Origin of the sequence: Streptosporangium sp. NPDC006930, from assembly GCF_040635605.1 — a bacterium.
In the GTDB taxonomy this organism is placed as follows: Bacteria; Actinomycetota; Actinomycetes; order Streptosporangiales; family Streptosporangiaceae; genus Streptosporangium.
In genome coordinates, this window is sequence record NZ_JBEYID010000003.1 from 328,797 (window position 1) to 352,254 (window position 23,458).

Genomic DNA, 23,458 nt, shown 5'->3' on the forward strand with positions numbered 1-23,458 from the left:
GATGGCGGAGCTTACGATCCGGCCGGACGAGATCCGGGACGCACTTGAGCGCTTCGTCCAGGCGTACGAGCCGGAAGGTGCCGCGCGCGAGGAGATCGGGACCGTCGTCGACTGCGGCGACGGTATCGCCCATGTCTCCGGCCTTCCCTCGGCGATGGCGAACGAGCTGCTTGAGTTCGAGGACGGCACGCGTGGCCTGGCACTGAACCTGGACGTCCGAGAGATCGGTGTCGTCGTTCTGGGCGACTTCAGCAAGATCGAGGAGGGCCAGTCGGTCCGCCGGACGGGCGAGGTCCTGTCCGTGCCGGTCGGCGACGGCTTCCTCGGCCGGGTGGTCGACCCGCTGGGCGTCCCCCTGGACGGCAAGGGCGCGATCGAGGCCGAGGGTCTGCGCGCCCTCGAACTCCAGGCCCCCTCGGTGGTCCAGCGCCAGCCGGTGAAGGAGCCGCTGCAGACCGGTCTCAAGGCGGTCGACGCCATGACGCCGATCGGCCGCGGCCAGCGCCAGCTGATCATCGGTGACCGTGGCACGGGCAAGACCGCCGTCGCCGTGGACACCATCCTCAACCAGCGGGAGAACTGGCTCTCCGGCGACCCCGACAAGCAGGTTCTCTGCGTCTACGTCGCGGTCGGCCAGAAGGGCTCCACGATCGCCCAGGTCAAGGGCCGCCTTGAGGAGGCGGGCGCGATGGAGTACACCACCATCGTCGCCGCTCCGGCCTCCGACCCGGCCGGCTACAAGTACCTCGCGCCCTACACCGGTTCGGCCATCGGCCAGCACTGGATGTACCAGGGCAAGCACGTCCTCATCGTCTTCGACGACCTGACCAAGCAGGCCGACGCCTACCGCGCGGTCTCCCTCCTGCTGCGCCGTCCGCCGGGCCGCGAGGCGTTCCCTGGCGACGTCTTCTACTTGCACTCCCGCCTCCTTGAGCGCTGCGCGAAGCTCTCCAAGGACATGGGGTCCGGCTCGATGACCGGCCTGCCGATCATCGAGACGAAGGGCAACGACGTCTCGGCGTTCATCCCCACCAACGTCATCTCCATCACCGACGGCCAGTGCTTCCTCGAGACCGACCTGTTCAACGCGGGTGTGCGTCCGGCCATCAACGTCGGTGTCTCCGTCTCCCGAGTCGGCGGCTCGGCGCAGATCAAGGCGATGAAGAAGGTCGCCGGCACCCTGCGTCTCTCGCTGTCGCAGTTCCGTGACCTGGAGGCCTTCGCCTCCTTCGCCTCCGACCTGGACGCGGCCTCCCGCGCCCAGCTGGAGCGCGGCCAGCGTCTGGTCGAGCTGCTCAAGCAGGCCCAGTACAGCCCGTTCCCCGTCGAGAAGCAGGTCGTGTCGGTCTGGGCCGGCACCACCGGTGAGCTCGACGACGTCCCGGTCGAGGACATCCGCCGCTTCGAGTCGGAGTTCCTCGACTACCTGGGCCGTGAGAACAAGGGCGTCTTCGACGGCATCCGCGAGACCCGTGACCTGTCCGACGACACGGTGACCGTCCTCAAGGACGCCATCACCGAGTTCAAGAAGAGCTTCGAGACCTCTTCTGGCGAGTACCTGGTCAACGACGAGCCGGTCGCCGCGCTCGGCGAGGGCGAGGTCGGCCAGGAGAAGATCACGAAGCGAGTCCGCTCGGTAGAGAAGAAGTAGCCGATGGGTGCCCAGCTAAGACTGCTGCGGCGGAGGATCAAGTCGGTCAAGTCCACGGCGAAGATCACCCGCGCCCAAGAGCTCATCGCCTCGTCCCGCATCGTCAAGGCCCAGCAGCGGATGCAGGCCGCGGTGCCGTACGAGCGCGAGATCACCCACGCCGTCACGAGCGTGGTCAGCAACACCACCGTCACCGACCATCCGCTGACGGTGGCCAAGGAGCAGGCCTCCAGGGCCGCCGTCCTGATCGTCACCAGCGACAGCGGCTTCTGCGGCGGCTTCAACGCCAACATCCTTCGCGAGGCGGAGGCGCTCGGCAACCTGCTCAGGGACAGGGGCGTCGAGCCCGTGCCCTACGTGACGGGTCGCAAGGGCGTCGCCTGGCACACCTTCCGCAACCGTGAGATGGGCGGGCAGTGGACGGGGTTCTCCCGTAAGCCCGCCTATTCCGACGCCAAGGCGATCGCCGGCACGCTGATCGAGGCGTTCTCGGACGACGACGGGGTGGACGAGATCCACATCGTCTCCACCGAGTTCGTCTCGATGCTGACGCAGGAGGTCGTGGTCAAGCGGATCCTCCCGCTGGAGGTCGAGGAGAGCGTGGAGGAGGCGTCCGACACGCCGCTTCCTTACTTCGAGTTCGAGCCCAACGCGGGCGAGGTCCTCGACACGCTGCTGCCGCGTTACGTGGAGTCGCGCATCTTCAGCGCGCTGCTCCAGTCGGCGGCCTCGGAGGAGGCCTCGCGCCGCCGGGCCATGAAGTCGGCCACCGACAACGCCAACGAGCTCATCCGCGTGTTCACCCAGCAGATGAACCAGGTCCGCCAGGCCGAGATCACCCAGGAAATCAGCGAGATCGTCGGTGGCGCGAACGCGCTGGCCGACTCCGCAGCGGGGAAAGAGTGAAATGACTGCACAGACTGTTGAGACCGGCGTGGGCCGCGTCGCGCGGGTCACCGGTCCCGTCGTCGACGTGGAGTTCCCCGTCGAGGCGATGCCCGAGATCTACAATGCCCTCAAGGTCGACGTCGAGCTCCAGGGCGAGGCGAAGGTCCTCACCCTGGAGGTCGCCCAGCACCTGGGTGACAACCTCGTCCGCGCGATCTCCATGCAGCCCACCGACGGCCTCACCCGTGGCGCCCCGGTGACCGACACCGGCGCGGCCATCTCGGTCCCCGTCGGCGACGTCGTCAAGGGCCACGTGTGGAGCACCCTGGGCGAGTCGCTGGACGTCGAGACCTCGTCGCTCCAGATCAGCGAGCGCTGGGGCATCCACCGCCCTTCGCCCTCCTTCGACACCCTTGAGTCGCGCACCGAGATGCTGACCACCGGCATCAAGGTCATCGACCTGCTCACCCCGTACGTGCAGGGCGGCAAGATCGGCCTGTTCGGCGGCGCGGGCGTGGGCAAGACCGTTCTGATCCAGGAGATGATCCGCCGGGTCGCCCGCAACTTCGGTGGCACCTCGGTGTTCGCCGGCGTCGGCGAGCGCACCCGTGAGGGCAACGACCTCTGGCTGGAGATGGAGGAGGCGAACGTCCTCAAGGACACCGCCCTCGTCTTCGGCCAGATGGACGAGCCCCCGGGCACCCGTCTGCGCGTCGCGCTCTCCGCCCTGACCATGGCGGAGTACTTCCGTGACGTCCAGAAGCAGGACGTGCTGCTGTTCATCGACAACATCTTCCGGTTCACCCAGGCCGGCTCCGAGGTGTCCACCCTGCTCGGCCGTATGCCGTCCGCGGTGGGTTACCAGCCGACGCTGGCCGACGAGATGGGGGTCCTCCAGGAGCGCATCACCTCGACCCGCGGTCACTCGATCACCTCCATGCAGGCGATCTACGTCCCCGCGGACGACATCACCGACCCGGCCCCGCACAACGCGTTCGCGCACCTCGACGCGCAGACCGTTCTCTCGCGGCCGATCTCGGAGAAGGGCATCTACCCCGCGGTGGACCCGCTCGACTCCACCTCGCGGATCCTCGACCCGCTGATCGTCGGCGAGGAGCACTACCGCGTGGCCCAGGAGACCAAGCGGATCCTGCAGAAGTACAAGGAACTGCAGGACATCATCGCGATCCTCGGTATCGACGAGCTCTCGGAAGAGGACAAGGTCACCGTCAACCGGGCCCGTCGTATCGAGCGTTTCCTGTCCCACCCGATGTACGCCGCCGAGGCGTTCACCGGTCAGCCCGGCGAGAACGTCCCGCTGGACGAGACGATCGCCTCGTTCAAGGGTCTGTGCGCCGGCGACTACGACCACCTGCCCGAGCAGGCGTTCTTCATGGTCGGCGGCATCGACCAGGCCGTGGCCAAGGCCAAGGAACTCGCCCGCTAGTCGCCTTCGGTGCCGGTACGGTCATGCGGCCGTACCGGCGCCTGGTTCGATAAGGAACTGGAGAGAAAGTGGCGAAGCTGCGAGTAGGCGTCGTCTCCCCGGAGCGTGAGATCTGGTCCGGTGAGGCCGACATGGTCATTGCCAAGACCGTCGACGGTGAGATCGGTATCATGCCTAAGCACGCGCCCGTGCTCGGCGTTCTCGTCGAGGGCGGGTTGCTGAAGATCAAGCGAGGCAACGGCGAGGCCGATCTCGTCGCCGCCGTCCACGGAGGATTCCTCTCGGTGGCCGACGACGAGGTGTCGGTTCTGGCCGAGGTGGCCGAGCTTGGTTCCGAGGTCGATGTCGCCCGCGCGAAGAGCGCGCTGGAGCGGGCTCAGGCCTCGGTCGAATCCGACCAGGAAGCCGCGGACGCGGCCGCCGGGGCGAGGCGTGCCAGGGCCCGGTTGCGCGCGGCTGGGGAAGAAGTCGGATAAATTCTGCTTCTTAGGCTGTACGCGCTTTTGGGGGGCGAGCAGACATGGTGGTGGATGTTCTCATCGTGCTGGGGCTGCTCGTCGCCCTCCTGGGCCTGCGGGTTCTGATACTCACCCGCTTCCGGGGATCGGTGCTCTGTTGCCTGCGCCCCCTGTCGAAGAAGCGAGGCTGGCGGGTCGGGGTGGCCCGCTACGCCGACGGCCACCTCAACTGGATTCCGCTCATAGGTCTGCTCCCAAGGCCGCGCCACGTCATCGTGAGGCGCGGCCTTGTGGTTTCCGGAAGGCGCAAGGTCGGGTCCGGTGAGTTCTTCGGGTTCATCGAGGGCGTGACGGCGATCGAGTGCCGCAACGGGCAGGACGCCTTCGAGCTCGCGATGGGATACCGGGCGCTGACGGGTTTCGTCGCCTGGCTGGAGTCCGCCCCGCCCAGCGCCTACCTCGACGTCGCCTGACTCACCTGCTCGCCAGGGCCGCCGGGCCGGCCGCGATCCTCGCTCCCCGTGTGTGCCGACGGGTTTTCCGTAGGGATCTGTCGGTGCTCGTTCTCAGCGGGTGCCGCCGGGCTTCCAGAGGATCTCGTCGCCGCCCGCGGCCACCCGGCAGAGGATGAACATCAGGTCACTCACCCGGTTGAGGTACTTCGCGGTGAGCGGGTTGACGTCGTCGTGGGCCTCCATGGCCGACCAGGCGGTCCGCTCGGCCCGCCGGACCACGGTCCTGGCGACGTGGAGCGCGGCCACGGCCGGGGTGCCGCCGGGCAGGATGAAGCTGCGCAGCGGCGTGAGGCGTTCGTTGAACTCGTCGCACCGCGCCTCCAGCCAGTCGATGTAGGAGGACTCGACCCGCAGCGGCGGGAACTCGGGGTTCTCCACGACCGGGGCGCACAGGTCGGCCCCGACGTCGAACAGTTCGTTCTGGATCCGGCTGAGAACGGCGGTGATGTCCGCCTCCAGGGTCCCCGCGGCGAGGGCGACGCCGATCGCGGCGTTCGCCTCCTCGACGTCCGCGTAGGCGGCCAGGCGCGGATCGGTCTTGCGAGTGCGGCTCATGTCGCCGAGCGCGGTCGTGCCGTCGTCCCCGGTACGGGTGTAGATCTTCGAGAGCACTACCGGGTTGTCTCTGTCAGCTCGCGTCATGAGGTTCAGCGTATCGGCAGGAAAACCATCCTGTTTAACCTGATAGAGGACCATATGATTTGTCGATGGTTTCTGGTTTCTACCTGCGATTCCCCCACATCTCCCACGAGACGCTCACCTTCGTCGCCGACGACGACGTGTGGGCGGCCCCGGCGGACGGCGGCCGTGCGTGGCGTCTCTCCTTGGACCGGGCCCCCGCGAGCCACCCTCGTCTCTCGCCAGGCGGCACCAGGGTCGCCTGGACCGGTGTCCGCGACGGCGCTCCCGAGGTCTACCTGGCGGATCTGGAGTCCGGCTCCGCGGAGCGGCTGACCTACTGGGGAGACGCGCGGACGCGGACGCGCGGCTGGACGCCGGACGGCGAGGTCCTCGCGATCAGCGCGACCGGCCAGCCGTTCACTTCGCAGACCTGGGCCTACGCGCTCGGTGAGGGACGCGTCGAGCGGCTGCCGTACGGCCCGGTCAACGACCTGTCGATGGCGGGGGGCACCGCAGGGGACACAGTGGCGCTGCTCGCCGGAGGGCTTCCCCGCGACCCCGCGGTCTGGAAGCGCTACCGGGGCGGCACCGCGGGGCGCCTGTGGGTGCGGCGCGGCGACGGTGACTTCACCCGGATCCTGGCCGACCTGAACGGCCACCTCGCGAGCCCGATGCTCGTCGGGGGGCGGCTCGTCTTCCTCTCCGACCACGAGGGCATCGGCAACCTCTACTCCTGCGACCTGGACGGCGGCGGCCTGCGCCGCCACACCGACCACGAGGTCTTCTACGCCCGGCACGCCACCACCGACGGGACCCGGATCGTCTACCAGAACGCCGGAGACCTCTACCTTCTGGACGACCTCGACGCCGAGACCCGCAAACTCGACGTCACCCTCGGCTCCCCGCTGCGCGGGCGGCAGCCGTACCAGGTCAACGCGGGCAGGCGGTTGCACGACCTGGCCGTGGACGCGACCGGGCGCGCCAGCGCGGTGGAGGTCCAGGGAACGGTGCACTGGGTGACGCACAGGGACGGCCCGGCGCGGCAGCTCAGCGACGGCCTGTCGGCGGGACGGCCCCGCATGCTCGGCGACGACCGCGTGGTGTGGGTCTTCGACGACGGAGAGACGCAGGGGCTGGAGATCGTCCCGGCGGGGGGCGGAGAAAGTCGCAGGATCGCCGTGGGGACGCTGGGCGAGGTCGGCGACCTCGCCGTCGCGCCCGACGGGAACACGATCGCGGTGACCGCCAGGAACGGACGGCTGCTCCTGGTCGACGTGGCCTCCGGCGAGGCCGTGGAGCTGGCCAGCGCCGAAGGGGAGATCCACGGCCCGACCTGGTCACCCGACTCGGCCTGGCTGGCCTGGTCGCACCCCGACGGCCCTCAGCTGCGCAGGATCAGGCTGGCGAGGGTGGCGGACCGGGTCGTCACCGATGTCACCGACGGCCGGTTCGTGGACATCTCACCCGCTTTCGCGGGGGACTATCTGGCGTTCCTGTCGCGACGCGGCTTCGACCCGGTCTACGACGCGCACTCCTTCGACATGTCCTTCCCTTTCGGCTACCGGCCCTACCTGGTGCCGCTGTCCGCGTCCACGCCGTCCCCGTTCGCGCCCAGCGCCGCGGGAAGGGCGGCCGACCCCGACTCGGACTCGGGTTCCGGCTCCGATGACGACGGCAAGAGGGACGGCGCGCTCACGGTGGATCTGGAGGGCATCGCCGCCAGGGTCGTGCAGGTTCCGGTGCCAGAGGGCCGCTACTCGGACCTGTGCGCGGTCAAGGGCGGGTTCGTCTGGCTGAGGGAGCCGCTGGCGGGGGAACTCGGCGAGGACAGGGACGAGGTGGGCGGCGAGGCGCCCCGCCCGGCGCTGGACCGCTACGACCTGGTCAAGCGCGAGTGGAAGGAAGTGGTCGACAAGCTCGACTGGTACCGGGTGAGCGGTGACGGCACGCAGCTCGTCGTCAGTGACAAGGGTACGCTCACGGTCCGTCCCGTCGGGGGCAAGCAGGGCGGCAAGAACGGTGACGACGCGACCGTCGACCTGTCCAGGATCCGGATCACCGCCGACCCGCGCATACTGCGGCGGCACGCCTACGCCCAGGCGGGCCGCAGGATGCGCGCCGACTTCTGGGTCGAGGACATGGCCGACGTCGACTGGGAGAACGTGCTGGAGGAGTACCGGCCGCTGGTGGACCGGGTCGCCACCGCCGACGACTTCGCCGACCTGCTCTGGGAGGTCCTGGGGGAGCTGGGCAGCTCGCACGCCTACGTCGACGCCGCTCCCTGGGGCTACCCGGCCTCCGAACCGGTCGGGCTGCTCGGCGCCGACCTCTCCAGGGGCGACGACGGCCGCTGGCAGGTGGACCGGGTGCTGCCCGCGGAGTCCTCCGACGTGCACGCCCGTTCGCCGCTCGCCGGTCCAGGGGCGGGGGTCCAGCCGGGAGAGGCGCTGCTCGCGGTCGACGGGCGCCCGGTGCCGTCGGAGGGACCCGCGCGGCTGCTGGTCGGCGCCGCCGACAAGCCGGTCGAGCTGACCCTGGGCGGCGGGCGGCGGGTGGTCGTCACACCGCTCCGCGACGACCGGCGCCTGCGCTACCAGCACTGGGTGGCCGGGTGCCGGGCACGGGTCAGGGAGCTCGGCGGCGGACGCCTCGGCTACCTGCACATTCCGGACATGGTGGCCGAGGGCTGGGCGCAGTTCCACCGAGACCTGCGCAGGGAGATGACCTTCGAAGGGCTCGTGGTGGACGTACGGGGGAACCGAGGCGGCCACACCTCCGAGCTGGTCATCGAGAAGCTGATCCGCCGGGTCATCGCCTGGGACCTGCCCAGGGGCATGACCCCGATCACCTATCCCGAGGACGCGCCGCGCGGCCCGCTCGTCGCGATCACCAACCAGAACGCCGGATCCGACGGCGACATCGTCACCGCGGCCTTCAAGATCCACAAGCTCGGGCCGGTGGTGGGCACCCGCACCTGGGGAGGCGTCATCGGCATCGAGGACGACCACCGCCTGGTCGACGGCTCGCGCATCACCGTGCCCAAGTACTCCTTCTGGTTCGAGGAGCTGGGCTGGGGTGTGGAGAACTACGGTGTCGATCCCGACGTCGAGGTCGACATCACCCCCGACGACTGGGCGCAGGACAGGGACCCGCAGATCGAGGAGGCGGTACGGCTCGCGCTGGCCGCGCTGGAGGAGCGTCCGGCGGCGACCCCGCCCGATCGCTCCACCCGGCCCTCCCGGCGGCGTCCCGCGCTGCCACCCCGCCAGTAGTTGACATTTGTCACCCGGAACACCGTAAAGATCACCGTTTTCCGGTGATATCCACGACTACCTGGTCAAATGCCGGACGACGACGATTGTCGTCATGAGAACACCACAGGTGACGGACCCGCCGGGCCTCGACAGTGTGATCGAGGTCGGCGGGCTCCGGCAGGCGTACGGCGACTTCGAGGCGGTGCGCGGCGTCTCCTTCGACGTCCCGAGGGGCGAGTTGTTCGCCCTGCTCGGCACGAACGGTGCGGGCAAGACCACCACCGTGGAGGTCCTGGAGGGTTTCAGGGCTCCCACCGACGGCAGCGTCCGGGTGCTCGGGCTCGACCCGGTCAGGCAGCGCCGGACGCTGCGGCCCCGTGTGGGGATCATGCTGCAGGAGGGCGGCTTCCTCGGTGACCTCACGGTCGCGGAGACCGTCGGCCTGTGGGAGGGACTGAGCCGCGACACGGGCCGCACCGCCGCCTCTGCGAGGACGTTCTCCCTTCCCGGCCGGCGCAGGGGCACGGATCCGGGGACCATGGACGCGCTGGAGGCGGCCGGGCTGGCCAGGAAGGCGAGGACCAGGGTCCGGCAGCTCTCCGGCGGCCAGCGGCGCAGGCTTGACCTCGCACTGGCGGTGATCTCCCGGCCGGAGGTGCTCTTCCTGGACGAGCCGACCACCGGCATGGACCCCGAGGCGCGTCGCGCCACCTGGAAGGTGATCGAGGACCTGCGGGCGGGGGGCACCACGGTGCTGCTCACCACCCACTACCTGGAGGAGGCCGAGCGCCTCGCCAACCGGCTGGCCATCATGCACGAGGGCCGGATCCACCTCCAGGGCACCGTCGAGGAGGTGGTGGCCGGCTCCGGCGACCGGATCTCCTTCCGCCTTCTCGGCATCTCCTGGACCTTCGGCGAACTGCCCCCGCTGGACGGCGTATCCCCCGTACTGACCTACGGCGGCGACACGGGCGATACGGGGGTCGCCTACACCCTGACCGGCGCGCGGGCGGAGGCCCGCGCGCACGCGGCGGTCCGGCTGCTGCTGGACTGGGCCGACGCGCGGGGCGAGACCCTGGAACGGCTGGCCGTACGTCGGGGAACCCTGGAGGACGTCTTCCTGCGGGTGGCAGGGGAGGCGTCGCCGGCCGGGGATGCCGGAGATGACGGTACGGATCGGCGGGCCGACGGCGGGCCGGTGGCGGCGGGACCGGCGAGAAGGGGCGAGTGACCATGAGAACCGACGTGCTGCACGCGATCAGGCTCGCGAGGATCGATCTCACCCTGGTGAGCAGGAACACCACGGTCCTGTTCAACGTGCTCCTGCTGCCGCTGCTGATGGCCTGGCTGTACACCCAGGCGGTCGGCGCCGAGAAGATCGGCGGCGTGGACGGAAGGCTTTTCGTCCTGGCCGGGCTGCCGGGGGTGCTGCTGGTGTTCGCGGTCTTCGTCAACCTGGTGAACTCCTTCACCGCCCGGCGCGAGGAACTGGTGCTCAAGCGGCTGCGCGCGAGCCAGCCGTCGGGGCCGGCGATCCTCGGCGGCGGCGCCCTCGGGGCGCTCGTGCTCTATCTCGCCCAGGTAGCGCTTCTGGCCGTCTGGATGCGGCGGGCCGAGGGGGTCACGGTGGCGAACGTGCCGATGCTCGTGACCGTCGCCGTCCTGGGGGTCGCGCTGTTCTGCCTGCTCGCCGCCGCCTTCTCCGGCCTCACGCCGAACGCCGAGCTCGCCCAGGTCACGGTGCTGCCGGTGCTCCTGCTCGTGCTGGTCGGCGCCCCGATCGCGTTCCCCGCGGACACGCTGCCCGGCGCGCTGGGCCATATCGCCGGCCTGCTTCCCGCGACCCCGATCGTGGAGATCGCGCGCACCGCCTTCCTGGGCGGTGACCACATCTCCGGGGGCGGTGAGGCGCTGAGCATGGGCGGGCAGTGGGTGGCCGCGCTGCCCTCCTTCGCGAACCTGCTGGCCTGGATCGCGGTGGCCGGGCCGCTGGCACGATGGCTGTTTCGCTGGGAACCCCGGCACGGCTAACGTGCATAACGAAATGCCGGCCGACTTCGCGAGACAAGGGACGAGGCGCCTCGTACGCCTCGTCCCCTTCGCGTTCTCCACACACCGTGCCCCCGCCGTCCCTTCCGCGCTTTCCGCGAGAAGGCGGCGCTCGTCCGTCCAGCGGCTCCGCCGGATGACCATCTTCTCCCTCACCCTGGGCCTCGTCCTCGCCTGGATCAGCCCTCTCGCCGAGCTGGCGGACGAGGGTGAGGAAATCAGGCTCTCGCTGCTGACCGTCGGGGTGCCGGGCCTGGTGATCTTCAGTTTCCTGTATCTGAGGGTCATCAAAGCGGCCGTGGACGGCACCGGCGCGCGAGGCGAGATCATCGCCTCGGCCGTGGTCGCGGTGGTCCTCATGCTGACCCAGGACGGCGGTCCCTGGTCCTGGGGGCTGCTCGGCCCGGCGTGGGTGTCGGGCGCCGCGCTGCTGCTCGGCAGGTCCGCCACGATCGCCGTCACCGTCGCGGCGGCCGCCGCCGGACTGTTCCTCGTGTGGCCGGGAGACGGATTCGCCGAGGTGTTCGCGGCACCGAACGCGGAGAGTCACCTGCCCGGCCTCGGCGCCTACCTCGGGGTGGCCGCGGCGGCGCCGTGGTCGAACCGGTTCCAGCTCTGGTTCTGGCAGCTGTTCAGGGCCGCGGAGGAGGGCAAGGAGGCGCGGGCCAGGCTCGCCGTCACCGAGGAGCGGCTGCGCTTCTCCCGCGACCTGCACGATCTGGTCGGGCACAGCCTCTCCGCGATCGCCGTCAAGAGCGAGGTGGCCTCCAAGCTGTCGGGGGTGGACGCCGGGCGGGCGGCCAGGGAGATGGACGAGGTGAGGACCCTCGCGCGGCAGACGCTCAAGGAGATCCGCGCGGCGGTGCGCGGTTACCGGACGGTCGACCTCACCGCCGAGCTGCGCGCGATGACCGCGGTGCTGGAGGCGGGCGACATCCGCTGCACCCTGGAGACGCCGCGCGAACAGGTGCCCGAGGGGACGGCCACCCTGCTGGCCTGGGTGGTGAGGGAGGGCACCACCAATGTGCTGCGGCACAGCTCGGCCACTCGGTGCCGTATCACGATCACCCTCCGCGAGGGAGATGCCGTGCTGGAGATGACCAACGACGGGGTGAACGAGGACGGGGCGGACGGCCGGGGCGGTACCGGCCTCCTCGGGCTGTCGGAGCGGGTCGCCGCCGTCGGCGGGACCGTCACGGCGGGCCCGGGCGGTCCCGGGACGTTCAGGCTGCGGGCGACGATCCCGCTGGAGGGAGAACGATGATCCAGACGATGGCCGCCGTGCCTGGCTGTCCCGCCGTCTCGTACCGTCTCGCCGTGCCGGGCCGTCCGGTCGAGGTGGGGCGTCCCGGTGGGGTGAGTGGTCGGGTCGAGGTGGGGCGTCTCGCCGTGCCGGACTGTCGGGCCGAGGAGGCATGGTGATCCGGATACTGCTCGCCGACGACGAGCACCTGGTCAGGAAGGCGATCGCCACTCTGCTCGGCCTGGAGCCGGACATCGAGGTGGTGGCCGAGGTGGCGAGGGGAGACCTGGTGGCGGCGGCAGTGCTGGAGCACCGGCCCGATGTGGTCGTGCTGGACATCGAGATGCCGGGGATGGACGGGCTGAGCGTCGCCGAGACGCTGCGGGGCCACGCGGTGCTGATGCTGACCAGCTTCGGGCGGCCCGGATACCTGCGGCGGGCGCTCGCGGCAGGGGTGCGCGGCTTCGTCCCCAAGGACGCCTCCGCCGACGAGCTGGCGACGGCGATCCGCAAGGTCCACGCGGGTGGGCGCTATCTCGACCCGGAGATGGCCGCCTCGGCGATGATGGCGGGGGAGAGCCCTCTCACCGAGCGCGAGCGCGGCTCTTTGGAGCTGGCCGCGCAGGGCGCCTCGGTCGCCGAGATCGCCGCCGCGCTCCACCTCACCCAGGGCACCGTACGCAACTACCTGTCCAGCGCCATCACCAAGCTGGGGGCGACCAATCGGATCACCGCGATCCGGGCCGCTCAGCAAAAAGGTTGGCTTTAAACGCGTTTTCTCCTTCGAATCGGGCAAGGGACTCCCGTGTTCGCCGGAAGATCGACGTCAGGGACGAGGGAGATTCGCGCCTTCTTGCAGGCGGTGACGACCTTCTTCTGCGCGGTGACATCGGATGAACGCGACGCGTGACCGGTCGGCAGGTGACGCGTCGCCGTGGTGCCGGGCCGGTTTCTCCGTGGCGGCCGGGCGTGAGGAGGAGGCATGCGCGTCTCTGGTAACCCCCGGGCCCAGGTGGTCGGCGTCGGGAGTCGTCTCGACGTGGGAACCGTGGCCCAGGTGCGCCCGCGACTGCACGAGGCGGTCGACTCGGGGCGGGGCGACCTGATCGTAGATCTTTCCGGGTTGGAAATGATCGACGCCACCGGTCTCGGGGTGCTGGTGGGCACGCATCGCCGCGCTGTGAGCGCGGAACGCCGTCTCATCCTGCGGAGGGTGCCGCCCCGGATCATGCGGGTGCTGGCGGTGACCCGGCTCAACCGGGTCCTCACCGTCGAGCTTCCCGTGGCCGCGGTGGCCTGATCCGGAAGGTCGCCGGAGTTCGGGGAGCCGGCGGCACCGGAGCACGATGTCGGAGGACGGGCACGGCGGGCCCGCCCTCGTCTTACGCCGCGATCAGGTCACGAAGGCCCTTTGGAAGATGTGCGTGGCGGTGTCGATGAGCCTGGCGACCGGAGGTGGGTCGTCGGCCAGGACCCACTCGATGAGCAGTTCCTGGATCGCCCCGATCATCCCCAGCGCGAGGAGGTGCTGGTTGGCCTTCGTCGCCTCCGGCAGGTCGGCGACGTTCGACTCGATCGTTCTGGTGAGGGCCGCGACGGCCGACTGCCTGGAGGTGAGGAGGCAGTCGCCCGCCCGGCGGACCTCCAGATGCATGATCTGCGCGCGACGCCTGTCTTCGGTGACGAAGCCGATGTAGCTGGTGATTCCCGTCCTGACCCGGTCGGCCAGGGTGTCGGGGGCCTGCTCGATCGCTTTCGACATCGACTCCAGCGTCTCGTGCACGCACCGGTTGTACACGGTCTGCATCAGCTCCTCGCGTCCTGAGAAGCACTCGTAGAATGCGCGGTTGGAGATACGTGCCTCGGCACACAACCTCTCGATCGTCGTTTCGGGGAATCCGGGTTCGGAGAAGAGGGTGTACGCCGCGGAGATCAAACGCTCCCGGCGCTCCTCAAGTCGCTCCTCCGCTGACATTCCCCGGTAGGACCGTCCATTCATGTCAAGCTCCCACAGATCAGTGCGAGGTTGACAGATACTCGCTTTATCACTTCCACCTCATGGCTCTGGCCCCCGGAATCAACCATTATGGGTGCAAGATCCTTTTTGTGGAAGAGTCACTATGTTATTTCTTGCATTATCCGTGTAAGAAGGTGACATGTCTGAGTAGTCGGTCAAGGTGTTTTCGGCTGTGGCGGAATGGTGGGGTTCGTCGCGGGCGGCGCGGGAAACTCCGGCTCCGGGTCGCGAACCTCGGGGCGCCGTTCTGTTCGAAGGCCGCTCGGCCTCAAGAGCGAAGCCCACCTCACAAGAGCGGCCGGGATGGCGCCGGCTCCGATGGGGACCGTCTAGCGAGTGAGCAGGCCCCGGTCCAGAGCCGTGGTCACGGCGGCGGTGCGGTCGGAGACGCCGAGCTTACCGAAGACACGTAGCAGATGGGTCTTGACCGTGGTCTCGCCGATGAACAGGGCCCTGCCGATCTCCGCGTTGGTCAGCCCCCTGGCCACCAGGGAGAGCACCTCCGTCTCGCGCGGCGACAGCGACTCGGTCACCGGAGCCCGCATCCGGGTGACCAGCCTGGTCGCCACCGACGGCGACAGGACGGTCTCCCCGCGCGCCGCCGAGCGGATCGCGGCGAGCAGGTCGGCCCTGGAGGTGTCCTTCAGCAGATAGCCCGCCGCGCCGGCCTCGACCGCCCGGACGATGTCGGCGTCGGTCTCGTAGGTGGTCAGCACGATCACCCGGCTCTCCGGTCGCCCGGTGAGGATGCGCGAGGTGGCGCTCACCCCGTCCCCGTCCGGCATACGCAGGTCCATCAGGATCACATCCGGGGTGAGCTCCCCTGCCCGTACGACGGCCTCATCCCCGGAGGCCGCCTCGCCCACCACCGTGATCCCGGGGTCGGCCTCCAGCATCCCCCGAAGGCCCTCGCGGACCACCGGGTGATCGTCGACGATCATCACGCGAAGCATGTGTCACCCCTCCTGGCCGGGACGGCCGGTGCCGTCGCTTCGGCCGGTTCGGCCGACGGGGAGAGCGGGCCGTTCCGGGGAGTCGTCGGCGGTGAGCGCGGGCCGGTCGGTGGGGACGACCACCTCGAGCACCGTCCCCTCGCCGGGGAGTCCCCTCACGGTGAGGGTCCCGCCGACCTGCTCGACGCGGGCGCGCATGCCCCGCAGGCCGTACCCCTCGCCGCCGGACGGCTCGAAACCGCGTCCGTCGTCGCGTAGCTCCAGCCGTACGGAGCCGTCGCGGTAGGCGATCGAGACCGCGACGGATTCCGCGTCCGCGTGCTTGCGCACGTTGGCCAGCCCTTCCTGGGCGGCGCGGACGAGCACCACCTCGGCCGAAGCGTTCAGCGGCCGGGACCCTCCGTACACCTCGAACCCGACGGACAGGCTCGTCTCCTCGCCGAAGCGGTTCGTCAGCCGCCGCAGTGCCTCGTCCAGGGTCGAGCCGTCCAGCGGCGCCGGGCTCAGCGTGGTGACCAGCAGGCGGGCCTCGGTGAGGTTCTCCCGTGCCGTCCGCATGGCCAGCGCCAGGTGGCGGGACGGGTCGGGCTGTGCCTCGGCCGCCTGGAGCAGCATGATGATGCTGGTGAACCCCTGCGCCAGGGTGTCGTGGATCTCCCCGGCGAGCCGTTCGCGTTCCGCCTGCGCCCCGCGCTCGGCCGAGAGCCTGGACACCTTCGCCCGGCTGCTCTCCAGCTCCTCGATGAGCGCGGCCCGCTCCTCGCTCTGCCGGGTGATTCGCTCCATCCAGATGCCGAACGTGGCGGAGAAGAAGACGACGATCGTGGCGACCACCAGGAAGTTGAACGGCTCCGCCTCCTCGACCAGGAACAGGTAGCGGATCATCGGGGGGAGATTCAGCGCGGTCACGGCGATCATCGCCCGCCTGGCGGGGAAGACCATGAAACACTGCGGGCAGAGCCCGAACAGGGCGAATGTCGCGTACGACGCGGTGAGTCCCGGGGGAGTGAACAGCGCGACCAGCAGACCGATGTAGATCGCCCCCCGCAGCCGGTCGCCGCGGATGATCGCCGGACGGCCCAGCAGGACATAGAGCGGCAGGATCGCGCCCAGGCAGCTCGCCACGATCACCTTCTCGCGCACGGGCACGTCGACGGTGAGCGCGGTCCAGATGGTCAGGAGGAGCCCGAGGGTCAGAAGCAACTCCCAGCCGCGCAGCGACTCCCACGCGTGGGGATCGGCCCTTCGGGCGGGGGACTCGGTGTGGTCGGCGAGACTCACCCGTCTCGGCGGCTCTTCCAGCGGAACGTCATCAGGCACAGCACCAGTCCTCCGACCGCCCAGGCTCCCAGGACCAAAGCGACCCGGTCGAGTTCGTACGAGTTCGCGACTTCAAGTGTGGCACCGGCGTCCCCCAGGAAGACCGACCGGAAGCCCTGGCACATCCATTTGAGCGGGAAGAGCGAGGCGATGTTCACCAGCCAGGACGGCAGCTGCCCGATGGGGATGAACACCCCGGAGATGAACTGCAGCACCACGAACGGCATCGCGACCACCGCGCCGGCGCTCTTGGCCGACCGGGGCAGGCTGCTGATCGCGACACCGAGCAGGGACGAGCCGAGCACGCCGAGGACGAACACCCAGGTGAAGGTCACCCACCGGAACGCCTCCGACGGCAGCTCCAGGCCGAACAGCGCGACCCCGATCGCGAGCAGGATGACGACCTGCAGGAAGGAGACGAACAGGGTGTTGAGGGCCTTGCCCACGAAGTAGGAGGTGCGCGGCAGCGGGGTGCCCGCCAGCCGTTTGAGCGTGCCGTCGTCGCGGTCCATCGCGATGTTGATCCCGAGGTTCTGGAATCCCGTCATCGCGGCGGTCCCGATGAGCCCGGCCACATACAGCTGGGAGACGGTGAGGCCGATCCCCTCCATCTCGCTGGAGAAGATCGAGCCGAAGAGCACCAGCATGATGATCGGGAAGGCGAAGGTGAAGATCACCGCGTCCCGTTCGCGGAAGAACATCCTGTTCTCGACGACCGTCCGTGACAGCCCCAGTCGCATCACGGAAGGTTGCCCGGCGGACGAGGCCGGGGCGGAAGGTCGGGCAAGGGTCTGGCTCATCTGGTTGGTCACCTCGGGGGATCGGTTGACACTCGTACGGGAGGCGATCAGGCGGAGGGCTCGATGAGGCGGAGGTAGACGTCCTCCAGGCTGGGACGGGTCACGGCCAGTTCGGGGACCTCTCCGTCGAAGCGGCGGGTCAGCTCCAGCACGGTCCTGGTCGGCGTGTCCGTCTCCAGAAAGTGACGCTCACCCGCGTCGGACCAGCTCACCAGGGCCTTGGCGGTGGCCCTGCCGCCCAGCGTCTTCGGCTCGCCCTCGGCCACGATCCGTCCCCCGGCGACCACCGCCACCCGGTTGGCGAGCGCTTCGGCCTCGTCCAGGTAGTGGGTCGTCAGCACGATCGTGGTGCCGTCGCGGGCCAGGCTCTCGATCAGCTCCCAGAACCGCCTGCGCGCCTCCGGGTCGAACCCGGTGGTCGGCTCGTCCAGGAAGAGCAGCTCCGGGTCGCCGATCACCCCCAGCGCGACGTCGACCCGGCGCCGCTGCCCGCCCGAGAGCTTCCGGATGCGCTGGTCGGCCTTCTCGGTAAGCCCGACCTGCTCGATCACCTCGTCCGGGTCCTTGGCGCCGGGGTAGTAGTTTGCAAAATGCCGCACGGTCTCCCGCACGGTCGCCTCGGCCACGTCGTTGGCCGTCTGCAGCACGATGCCGATCCGCGAGCGCCACGCGCGGGTGGGCCTGCCGGGATCGACCCCCAGGACGCTCACCTCCCCGGCGTCCCTGGAGCGGTGCCCTTCCATGATCTCCACCATGGTGGACTTCCCCGCCCCGTTCGGGCCGAGGATCGCGAACACCTCACCCGCGCGGATGTCGAGATCGACCCCTCCGACGGCCTGAACGTCGCCGTAGCGCTTGGTCAGACCTCTCACTCTTACCGCTGTGTCCATGTCCCAAGCGTCGCGTCCACGCGGTTCTCGCGGTACCGACGTTCGATGGAGCCCCGTGTCCACCGAACGGAGGACACGGGGCTCGTCATTTTTCTCTCGATCGGCGGCATGCCGCGATGGACGGTCGTTTCATGCGCTCGGTTTCAGGACGGATGATCCGGATGTGGTTCACATCGAGCGCACCACCGGCATCCCGTGTTTGAAGAGCGATTCAGAATGCGCGGGATATCCGCTGATATTCGGCCGTTTGCGGGCAGCTGCATTGCTCATCGAAACTTCAATAACGCCTATCCGAAAAGGTGGCCGAGCTTGAGTGGCGAGCGTGGGAGAAGGGAGGCGGAAATGTCGATCAATGATCGACCGGTGACCCCGTCGGGTGCCGAGTGGCGCGAGAGCGCGCGGTAATGGCCAGGGTGGCGCCTGCGTCGAGATGGCGCGGAAACCCGCCCGGTGTCATCGCCGTGCGCGACAGCGAGGATCCGAACGACCTCGCCCTGGTCCTCGCACCCGAAAAGTGGTCGGCGTTCCCGGGCGGAGCGCCGGACGAGGAACTCGGCGCGCCGTAACGGGGGCCGGATTCCGTTTCGTACGTCTCCTGCGGGCCCCGGCGGCACTCAGGTTGTCAGAACAGGGTGTCCTCGCGCTCGATGCCGCGCAGCTCGTCGTAGTCGAGGGTGACGCAGCGGATACCGCGGTCCTCGGCCAGGGTCTTGGCCTGGGGCGCGATGCTCTGGGCGGCGAGGATTCCGGAGACCGGGGCGAGCAGGGGGTCGCGGTTCATCAGCTCCAGATAGCGGGTGAGCTGTTCCACGGCGTCGATGCCCGCGCGTCGCTTGAGCTCCACGGCGACGGACGCGCCCGTGTTGTCGCGGCAGAGAATGTCGACGGGGCCGATGGCCGTCATGTATTCGCGGCGGACGAGCGTCCAGCCCGCGCCCAGGGTGGTGATGTGCTCGGCGAGCAGCTCCTGCAGGTGGGCCTCGACCCCGTCCTTGATCAGGCCCGGGTCCACGCCCAGCTCGTGGCTGGTGTCGTGGATGATCTCTTCCATGGTGAGGACGAGCTTCTCGCCGGTCTTGCCGTGGGTCACCGTCCAGGTGCCCTCCTCCTCGCGGAGCTTGCACGGCGGGTTCATCCAGTTCAGCGGCTTGAAGGCCCGGTCGTCGGCATGGATCGAGACGCTGCTGTCGGCCTTGATGAGGATGAGCCGGGGTGCCATCGGAAGATGGGCGGTGAGTTTCCCGACGTAATCCACGCTGCACCGAGCTATGACCAGACGCATGACCGAACCCTATCGGCACGAAGGGACCTCGGTCCCCGTGATCCACACGGACGCCCGTCGGCCCCGGCGGCGGTCCGTTGGCGGTTGGGGCGTGACTCCCCGGTCGTACGAGAGTCGTACGAGATCGGGGAGTCACACCGAGGGGTCAGCGCACCGCCTCGGAGAGCTTGACGCGGGCGCCCGTGCGCAGGACCGCGCGGCTGTAGATGCGGGCGCCGAGCATGAGGGTGCCCACCGTCGCGAGGAGCATCAGGACCGCCGCCAGGGCGATCTCCCAGGCGGACACCTCGCCTCCGGCCATCCGGACCGGCATGACCATCGAGGAGAACGGCGGCACCAGCGAGAGGATCCTGGCCACCGGGCTGCTCGGCTGGACCGCCGCGAAGTAGGCCACCAGGTAGGTGACCATCATGAGCATCGTCATCGGGGTGAGGACGCTGTTCGCGTCCTCCTGCCTGGACACCAGGGACCCGAGCGCCGCCGCCATCGCGGCGAAGAAGGCGTATCCGAGGACGAACCAGAACAGCGCGCTGACCACGATGCCCGTCATCCCCGGGGGCAGGTCGGCCGCGAGACCGGTCGCCGCCGCCGCGCCGAGACCGGCCACGATGATCACGACCATGTTGGCGAGCGCGAGCGCGCCCAGCCCCACGATCTTGCCGCCGAGCAGCTGCCAGGGACGGACCGAGGTGAGCAGGATCTCCACGATCCGGCTGCCCTTCTCCTCGACCACGCCCATGGCGACGTACATGGAGGAGTAGATGAGCAGGAAGAACAGCACCATGACCAGCAGGGACGCGACGCCCACCCGCACGCCCGCGTAGCGGGTGTCGGCTCCGATGGAGACCTGCTCCAGAGGGGCGACCCGCATCGCCTCCGCCACCTTGGCCGGGTCCAGGCCCGCCTCGCCCAGCCGTCTCTCGGTCTGGGCGGCCTGGTTCGCGCTCTCCAGCAGCAGACCGAGGTCGCGGTCCACCTCGCCGTCGGCGAGCACCTTGCGGCCGTCCACCACGGCGGCGTCGACGTCGCCCGCGGTGACCGCGGCGCTCGCGGCGGCCTCGTCGGAGAACTCCCTGACGGTGAGCTCCACGTCCTTGGCCGCGCCGGTCAGGGCCGGCCGCAGCGCCTGCGACTGCGCCCCGGCGAGCCCCACGGTGTAGGAGTCGGGCCCGGAGAAGAGCCTGGGCAGGAACGCCAGTGCCGCGACCAGCACGGCGCTGACCACGAGCCCGATGACGAACGCCTTCGTACGGCCGCGCGTGACGATCTCCCGCCGCGCGACCAGCCACAACCCGTTCACGCGACGGCCTCCCTGAAGATCTCGGTGAGTGTGGGGCGCTGCCACCCGAAGTGCTCGACCCTTCCGGCCTTGACCGCGAGGCGCAGGATCTCCTGGTCGTCGCCGTCGACGCCCGCGACGAGGACCTCGTCGCCCTTCTCGACGACCTCTCCCGGCAGGGACGTGGCCCAGCCGGGAGAGGCGTCCCTGACGACCACCCTGAGCAGGCCGCGTCCCTCACGGTCGCGCAGCTCCTCGACCGTTCCGCTCGCCACCATGCGACCGGAGGAGATGATGCCGACCGAGTCGCAGAGCCGTTCGACGAGGTCCAGCTGGTGACTGGAGAAGAGCACGGGAACGCCCGCGGCGCGCCGCTCGGCGAGCACCTCGGCGAGCGAGTCGACGGCGAGCGGGTCGAGCCCGGAGAAGGGCTCGTCGAGGACGAGCGCCTCGGGATCGTGCACCAGCGCCACCGCGAGCTGCACGCGCTGCTGGTTGCCCAGGGAGAGCGCGTCCACCGCGTCGTTCGCGCGCTCGGTGAGCGAGAGACGTTCGAGCAGGTCGCCGGTGGCCTTCTTCGCCCCGCTCGCGGTCAGGCCGCTGAGCCTGCCGAAGTATTCGACCTGCTCGGCGACCTTCATCTTCTGGTACAGACCGCGCTCCTCCGGCATGTAGCCGAACCGGCGCCGATCGTCGAACGTCAGCGCCTTGCCGTCGCGGCGCACGGAGCCCGAGTCGGCGGTCAGCACGCCCATCAGGATGCGCATCGTGGTGGTCTTGCCCGCCCCGTTGGCTCCGACGAAGCCAAACATCTCGCCGGGTTTCACGGAGAACGTCACGCCGTCCAGGGCGGTCTTGTCGCCGTACCGTTTGTGCAGGTCGTCTATCTCGATCATTAGGGGGATCCCTCGGTGAGACGTCTCAACACGGAGACGTAGTCATGAAACGCCTGGCGGCCCTCATCGGTGATGGCGAGCCAGGTGCGTGGGCGCTTACCCACGAAGGCCTTCTCCACCTTCACGTAGCCGGCCTCCTCCAGGGTGATGACGTGCTTGGAGAGCAACGAGTCGCTGACCTCGATCGTGTCGCGCAGGAAGCGGAACTCGGCCTTGTCGGTGACCGAGAGGGCGGCCATGATCGACAACCGGACGGGCGCGTGGATGACGTCGTCGAGGCCGTGCCGGAGGTGTGAGCCCGTGCCGCGCGTCGCCCTGCCCGCGCCGTCGCCCGCCGGGCTCGTGTGCCCCGCCTCCTTCGCGCCGCCCGGGACGTGGGGCTCGCTCACCGCTCCGCCCGTGTCAGCTCATCCTTCACGACTCCTCCACTGCTCATGCGCTCAAACGGTACTTGTTACTCAACTCTGGTTCAAGTACTTTCTGTCCGCTCTTTGGCTACCTGCCCGGCTTTTGGGGTAGCCGGTACCTCTCTGGGAGACTGTTGTGACGCCGGAGTGGCGGTTCGCCAGGTGGGCGACCCGGTGGGCGGGGTGGGAGAGCGATGACGAGCACTTGTCGGGCGGCGCAGGCGGTCGAAAGGACCGTGACGGCCGGCCTCGGCGCGACGGGCTCGTGAGCCCCCGCAAGGCCCGCCGCGCCGACCCCTTCGACCGGGGCGGCAAGCGGGGCCTCGCCCGTCCCGTCGGGGGCTCCGTGCCCGGCGTCGACCGTACCGAGGAGTGGCCCGACGGTGACTGGCAGGTGCGCCGGGTCACCGGTGGCACGGCGGACAAGGTCTACCGTTGCCCCGGATGCGACCAGGAGATCAGGCCAGGACTGCCGCACCTGGTCAGCTGGCCCGCCTGGCAGGGCGGGGAGGATGAGCGCAGGCACTGGCACACCGCGTGCTGGCGCAACCGGGTCAGGCGCGGACCCGGCAGGAGCAGATACTGACCGGCGATGACCGGCGCCGACGCGGACCGGCCACCACTGACAACGACCGGCCACGACTGACCACCATCGGCTACGACCGGCGCCGACGCGGACCGGTAGGGCGAATTCGAGGAGAGACATGGAGATTCGGGCCTCTACGGTGCTGCCCGCGCGCAGGGAGCCGATCGAGCTGCACACCGGCGACGGTCTGACACTCGTCGGTGAGCTCGCCCTTCCCGCCGACCGTCCCCCGGTGGCCACGCTGGTCTGCCTGCATCCGCTGCCCACCCATGGCGGCATGATGGACAGCCACGTCTACAAGAAGGCCGCCAACCGGCTGCCCGCCCTCGCCGACCTGGCCGTGCTGCGTTTCAACACGCGCGGCACCACCTCGGAGCGGGGCACCTCCCAGGGAGCCTTCGGCGCCGGCGAGGACGAGCGCATGGACGTCGCCGCGGCCCTGGAGTACGCCGACTTCCACGACCTGCCCCGGGTCTGGCTGCTCGGCTGGTCCTTCGGCACCGAACTGGCGCTCAAGTGGGGGCACGACCCGCTGGTGGAGGGGGCGATCCTGCTCTCCCCGCCGCTGCACCGGGCCACCGACGCCGACCTCGACGCGTGGGCGGAGTTCGGGCGCCCGCTGACCGCGCTGATCCCGGAGTTCGACGACTACCTGCGCCCCGAGCAGGCTCGTGAACGCTTCGCCAGGGTGCCCCAGGCCGAGGTCGTCGGGGTGGACGACGCCAAGCACCTGTGGGTCGGCGAGCCGTACGTGCGCATCGTCCTCGACCAGATCGTCCTGCGGGTGAATCCGGCGGCCCACCCCCTGCCCACCGAGGTTCCCGGATCGTAGGAGCCCCGCCGGTTCGGACGGACCTCCGACGGGGTCCTCGTGGCCGTATCGCCGGTGAGTCCCGTTCGCC

At 69.6% G+C, this 23,458-nt stretch carries 25 protein-coding genes; 15 read left to right on the forward strand and 10 right to left on the reverse strand.

The genetic code is table 11. The features are described from left to right. Position 1: 1 nt before the first annotated feature. The 5 genes from atpA to ABZ664_RS07845 all read left to right on the forward strand — a co-directional run bounded on the left by atpA (position 2) and on the right by ABZ664_RS07845 (position 4,917). A complete protein-coding gene (gene atpA / locus ABZ664_RS07825; protein ID WP_362504655.1) occupies positions 2–1,651 on the forward strand; it encodes a F0F1 ATP synthase subunit alpha in 1,650 nt (549 codons plus the stop codon). A 3-nt stretch (positions 1,652–1,654) separates the two neighbouring features. Continuing rightward, positions 1,655–2,557: a F0F1 ATP synthase subunit gamma gene (locus ABZ664_RS07830; RefSeq protein WP_362504658.1), complete on the forward strand. Its 903-nt coding sequence runs from the start codon at positions 1,655–1,657 to the stop codon at positions 2,555–2,557. A 1-nt stretch (position 2,558) separates the two neighbouring features. After that, a complete protein-coding gene (gene atpD, locus ABZ664_RS07835) occupies positions 2,559–3,986 on the forward strand; it encodes a F0F1 ATP synthase subunit beta (RefSeq protein WP_350948569.1) in 1,428 nt (475 codons plus the stop codon). Positions 3,987–4,054: 68 nt separating this feature from the next. Then, positions 4,055–4,462, forward strand: a complete 408-nt coding sequence (locus ABZ664_RS07840) for a F0F1 ATP synthase subunit epsilon (protein WP_362504661.1) — start codon at positions 4,055–4,057, stop codon at positions 4,460–4,462. Positions 4,463–4,506: 44 nt separating this feature from the next. After that, the gene (locus tag ABZ664_RS07845; RefSeq protein WP_362504664.1) at positions 4,507–4,917 is read left to right on the forward strand and encodes a DUF2550 domain-containing protein; all 411 of its coding nucleotides are present in this window, start codon (positions 4,507–4,509) and stop codon (positions 4,915–4,917) included. 93 nt (positions 4,918–5,010) lie between these two features. On the opposite strand, the gene ABZ664_RS07850 is transcribed toward ABZ664_RS07845, so the two are convergent. Then, positions 5,011–5,601, reverse strand: a complete 591-nt coding sequence (locus ABZ664_RS07850) for a cob(I)yrinic acid a,c-diamide adenosyltransferase (protein WP_362504667.1) — start codon at positions 5,599–5,601, stop codon at positions 5,011–5,013. 65 nt (positions 5,602–5,666) lie between these two features. On the opposite strand from ABZ664_RS07850, the gene ABZ664_RS07855 reads away from it, so the two are divergent. The 7 genes from ABZ664_RS07855 (at position 5,667) to ABZ664_RS07885 (ending at position 13,426) form a co-directional block, all read left to right on the forward strand. Further along, positions 5,667–8,852 carry a S41 family peptidase gene (locus tag ABZ664_RS07855; RefSeq protein ID WP_362504670.1) on the forward strand — a complete coding sequence of 1,062 codons (3,186 nt, stop codon included), beginning with the start codon at positions 5,667–5,669 and terminating at the stop codon, positions 8,850–8,852. Between the two features lie 94 nt (positions 8,853–8,946). Further along, positions 8,947–10,065, forward strand: coding sequence for an ABC transporter ATP-binding protein (locus tag ABZ664_RS07860; protein WP_362504672.1), 1,119 nt, complete (start codon positions 8,947–8,949; stop codon positions 10,063–10,065). Positions 10,066–10,067: 2 nt separating this feature from the next. Continuing rightward, positions 10,068–10,865 (forward strand): ABC transporter permease, encoded by a 798-nt coding sequence (locus ABZ664_RS07865; protein WP_362505114.1) that lies wholly within the window; start codon positions 10,068–10,070, stop codon positions 10,863–10,865. A gap of 154 nt (positions 10,866–11,019) precedes the next feature. Further along, positions 11,020–12,147 carry a histidine kinase gene (locus ABZ664_RS07870; RefSeq protein WP_362504675.1) on the forward strand — a complete coding sequence of 376 codons (1,128 nt, stop codon included), beginning with the start codon at positions 11,020–11,022 and terminating at the stop codon, positions 12,145–12,147. Continuing rightward, the gene (locus ABZ664_RS07875) at positions 12,144–12,305 is read left to right on the forward strand and encodes a hypothetical protein (RefSeq protein ID WP_362504678.1); all 162 of its coding nucleotides are present in this window, start codon (positions 12,144–12,146) and stop codon (positions 12,303–12,305) included. The genes ABZ664_RS07870 and ABZ664_RS07875 overlap by 4 nt, the downstream gene beginning before the upstream one ends. After that, positions 12,302–12,895, forward strand: coding sequence for a response regulator transcription factor (locus ABZ664_RS07880; protein WP_362505117.1), 594 nt, complete (start codon positions 12,302–12,304; stop codon positions 12,893–12,895). Before ABZ664_RS07875 ends, ABZ664_RS07880 begins: the two co-directional genes overlap by 4 nt. A 213-nt stretch (positions 12,896–13,108) precedes the next feature. Further along, positions 13,109–13,426: an STAS domain-containing protein gene (locus ABZ664_RS07885; protein ID WP_362504681.1), complete on the forward strand. Its 318-nt coding sequence runs from the start codon at positions 13,109–13,111 to the stop codon at positions 13,424–13,426. A 93-nt stretch (positions 13,427–13,519) separates the two neighbouring features. Here the strand turns inward: ABZ664_RS07885 and ABZ664_RS07890 are convergent, their stop codons facing one another. The 5 genes from ABZ664_RS07890 to ABZ664_RS07910 all read right to left on the reverse strand — a co-directional run bounded on the left by ABZ664_RS07890 (position 13,520) and on the right by ABZ664_RS07910 (position 18,106). Next, positions 13,520–14,125 (reverse strand): TetR/AcrR family transcriptional regulator, encoded by a 606-nt coding sequence (locus ABZ664_RS07890; RefSeq protein ID WP_362504684.1) that lies wholly within the window; start codon positions 14,123–14,125, stop codon positions 13,520–13,522. A gap of 347 nt (positions 14,126–14,472) precedes the next feature. Further along, positions 14,473–15,096, reverse strand: coding sequence for a response regulator transcription factor (locus ABZ664_RS07895; RefSeq protein WP_362504688.1), 624 nt, complete (start codon positions 15,094–15,096; stop codon positions 14,473–14,475). 3 nt (positions 15,097–15,099) lie between these two features. Beyond that, the gene (locus tag ABZ664_RS07900; RefSeq protein WP_362504691.1) at positions 15,100–16,416 is read right to left on the reverse strand and encodes a sensor histidine kinase; all 1,317 of its coding nucleotides are present in this window, start codon (positions 16,414–16,416) and stop codon (positions 15,100–15,102) included. Then, complete coding sequence (locus ABZ664_RS07905) at positions 16,374–17,156, reverse strand: ABC transporter permease (RefSeq protein WP_362504694.1); 783 nt, start codon at positions 17,154–17,156, stop codon at positions 16,374–16,376. Before ABZ664_RS07905 ends, ABZ664_RS07900 begins: the two co-directional genes overlap by 43 nt. 107 nt (positions 17,157–17,263) lie before the next feature. Continuing rightward, positions 17,264–18,106 carry an ABC transporter ATP-binding protein gene (locus ABZ664_RS07910; protein ID WP_362504697.1) on the reverse strand — a complete coding sequence of 281 codons (843 nt, stop codon included), beginning with the start codon at positions 18,104–18,106 and terminating at the stop codon, positions 17,264–17,266. Between the two features lie 404 nt (positions 18,107–18,510). Between ABZ664_RS07910 and ABZ664_RS07915 the strand changes: the two genes are divergently transcribed. After that, positions 18,511–18,672, forward strand: a complete 162-nt coding sequence (locus ABZ664_RS07915; RefSeq protein WP_362505120.1) for a DUF397 domain-containing protein — start codon at positions 18,511–18,513, stop codon at positions 18,670–18,672. A 56-nt stretch (positions 18,673–18,728) separates the two neighbouring features. Here the strand turns inward: ABZ664_RS07915 and nucS are convergent, their stop codons facing one another. From nucS to ABZ664_RS07935, 4 genes are all read right to left on the reverse strand, one after another. Continuing rightward, complete coding sequence (gene nucS / locus ABZ664_RS07920) at positions 18,729–19,388, reverse strand: endonuclease NucS (RefSeq protein ID WP_362504700.1); 660 nt, start codon at positions 19,386–19,388, stop codon at positions 18,729–18,731. 145 nt (positions 19,389–19,533) lie between these two features. After that, a complete protein-coding gene (locus ABZ664_RS07925; protein ID WP_362504703.1) occupies positions 19,534–20,688 on the reverse strand; it encodes an ABC transporter permease in 1,155 nt (384 codons plus the stop codon). Next, a complete protein-coding gene (locus tag ABZ664_RS07930; RefSeq protein ID WP_362504706.1) occupies positions 20,685–21,563 on the reverse strand; it encodes an ATP-binding cassette domain-containing protein in 879 nt (292 codons plus the stop codon). Before ABZ664_RS07930 ends, ABZ664_RS07925 begins: the two co-directional genes overlap by 4 nt. Continuing rightward, positions 21,563–21,952 (reverse strand): transcriptional regulator, encoded by a 390-nt coding sequence (locus ABZ664_RS07935; protein WP_362504708.1) that lies wholly within the window; start codon positions 21,950–21,952, stop codon positions 21,563–21,565. The genes ABZ664_RS07930 and ABZ664_RS07935 overlap by 1 nt, the downstream gene beginning before the upstream one ends. A gap of 283 nt (positions 21,953–22,235) precedes the next feature. On the opposite strand from ABZ664_RS07935, the gene ABZ664_RS07940 reads away from it, so the two are divergent. Then, the gene (locus ABZ664_RS07940; RefSeq protein ID WP_362504711.1) at positions 22,236–22,556 is read left to right on the forward strand and encodes an ATP/GTP-binding protein; all 321 of its coding nucleotides are present in this window, start codon (positions 22,236–22,238) and stop codon (positions 22,554–22,556) included. A 118-nt stretch (positions 22,557–22,674) separates the two neighbouring features. After that, the gene (locus tag ABZ664_RS07945; RefSeq protein WP_362504714.1) at positions 22,675–23,388 is read left to right on the forward strand and encodes an alpha/beta hydrolase; all 714 of its coding nucleotides are present in this window, start codon (positions 22,675–22,677) and stop codon (positions 23,386–23,388) included. The last annotated feature ends 70 nt before the right edge of the window (positions 23,389–23,458 follow it).

Bases quoted from the DNA above. Each gene is read 5' to 3' on its own strand.
- atpA (WP_362504655.1), top strand. From the start codon at position 2: ATGGCGGAGCTTACGATCCGGCCGGACGAGATCCGGGACGCACTTGAG.
- ABZ664_RS07830 (WP_362504658.1), top strand. From the start codon at position 1,655: ATGGGTGCCCAGCTAAGACTGCTGCGGCGGAGGATCAAGTCGGTCAAG.
- atpD (WP_350948569.1), top strand. From the start codon at position 2,559: ATGACTGCACAGACTGTTGAGACCGGCGTGGGCCGCGTCGCGCGGGTC.
- ABZ664_RS07845 (WP_362504664.1), top strand. From the start codon at position 4,507: ATGGTGGTGGATGTTCTCATCGTGCTGGGGCTGCTCGTCGCCCTCCTG.
- ABZ664_RS07850 (WP_362504667.1), bottom strand. From the start codon at position 5,601: ATGACGCGAGCTGACAGAGACAACCCGGTAGTGCTCTCGAAGATCTAC.
- ABZ664_RS07855 (WP_362504670.1), top strand. From the start codon at position 5,667: ATGGTTTCTGGTTTCTACCTGCGATTCCCCCACATCTCCCACGAGACG.
- ABZ664_RS07860 (WP_362504672.1), top strand. From the start codon at position 8,947: ATGAGAACACCACAGGTGACGGACCCGCCGGGCCTCGACAGTGTGATC.
- ABZ664_RS07865 (WP_362505114.1), top strand. From the start codon at position 10,068: ATGAGAACCGACGTGCTGCACGCGATCAGGCTCGCGAGGATCGATCTC.
- ABZ664_RS07870 (WP_362504675.1), top strand. From the start codon at position 11,020: ATGACCATCTTCTCCCTCACCCTGGGCCTCGTCCTCGCCTGGATCAGC.
- ABZ664_RS07875 (WP_362504678.1), top strand. From the start codon at position 12,144: ATGATCCAGACGATGGCCGCCGTGCCTGGCTGTCCCGCCGTCTCGTAC.
- ABZ664_RS07885 (WP_362504681.1), top strand. From the start codon at position 13,109: ATGCGCGTCTCTGGTAACCCCCGGGCCCAGGTGGTCGGCGTCGGGAGT.
- ABZ664_RS07890 (WP_362504684.1), bottom strand. From the start codon at position 14,125: ATGAATGGACGGTCCTACCGGGGAATGTCAGCGGAGGAGCGACTTGAG.
- ABZ664_RS07895 (WP_362504688.1), bottom strand. From the start codon at position 15,096: ATGCTTCGCGTGATGATCGTCGACGATCACCCGGTGGTCCGCGAGGGC.
- ABZ664_RS07905 (WP_362504694.1), bottom strand. From the start codon at position 17,156: ATGCGACTGGGGCTGTCACGGACGGTCGTCGAGAACAGGATGTTCTTC.
- ABZ664_RS07910 (WP_362504697.1), bottom strand. From the start codon at position 18,106: ATGGACACAGCGGTAAGAGTGAGAGGTCTGACCAAGCGCTACGGCGAC.
- ABZ664_RS07915 (WP_362505120.1), top strand. From the start codon at position 18,511: ATGGCCAGGGTGGCGCCTGCGTCGAGATGGCGCGGAAACCCGCCCGGT.
- nucS (WP_362504700.1), bottom strand. From the start codon at position 19,388: ATGCGTCTGGTCATAGCTCGGTGCAGCGTGGATTACGTCGGGAAACTC.
- ABZ664_RS07930 (WP_362504706.1), bottom strand. From the start codon at position 21,563: ATGATCGAGATAGACGACCTGCACAAACGGTACGGCGACAAGACCGCC.
- ABZ664_RS07945 (WP_362504714.1), top strand. From the start codon at position 22,675: ATGGAGATTCGGGCCTCTACGGTGCTGCCCGCGCGCAGGGAGCCGATC.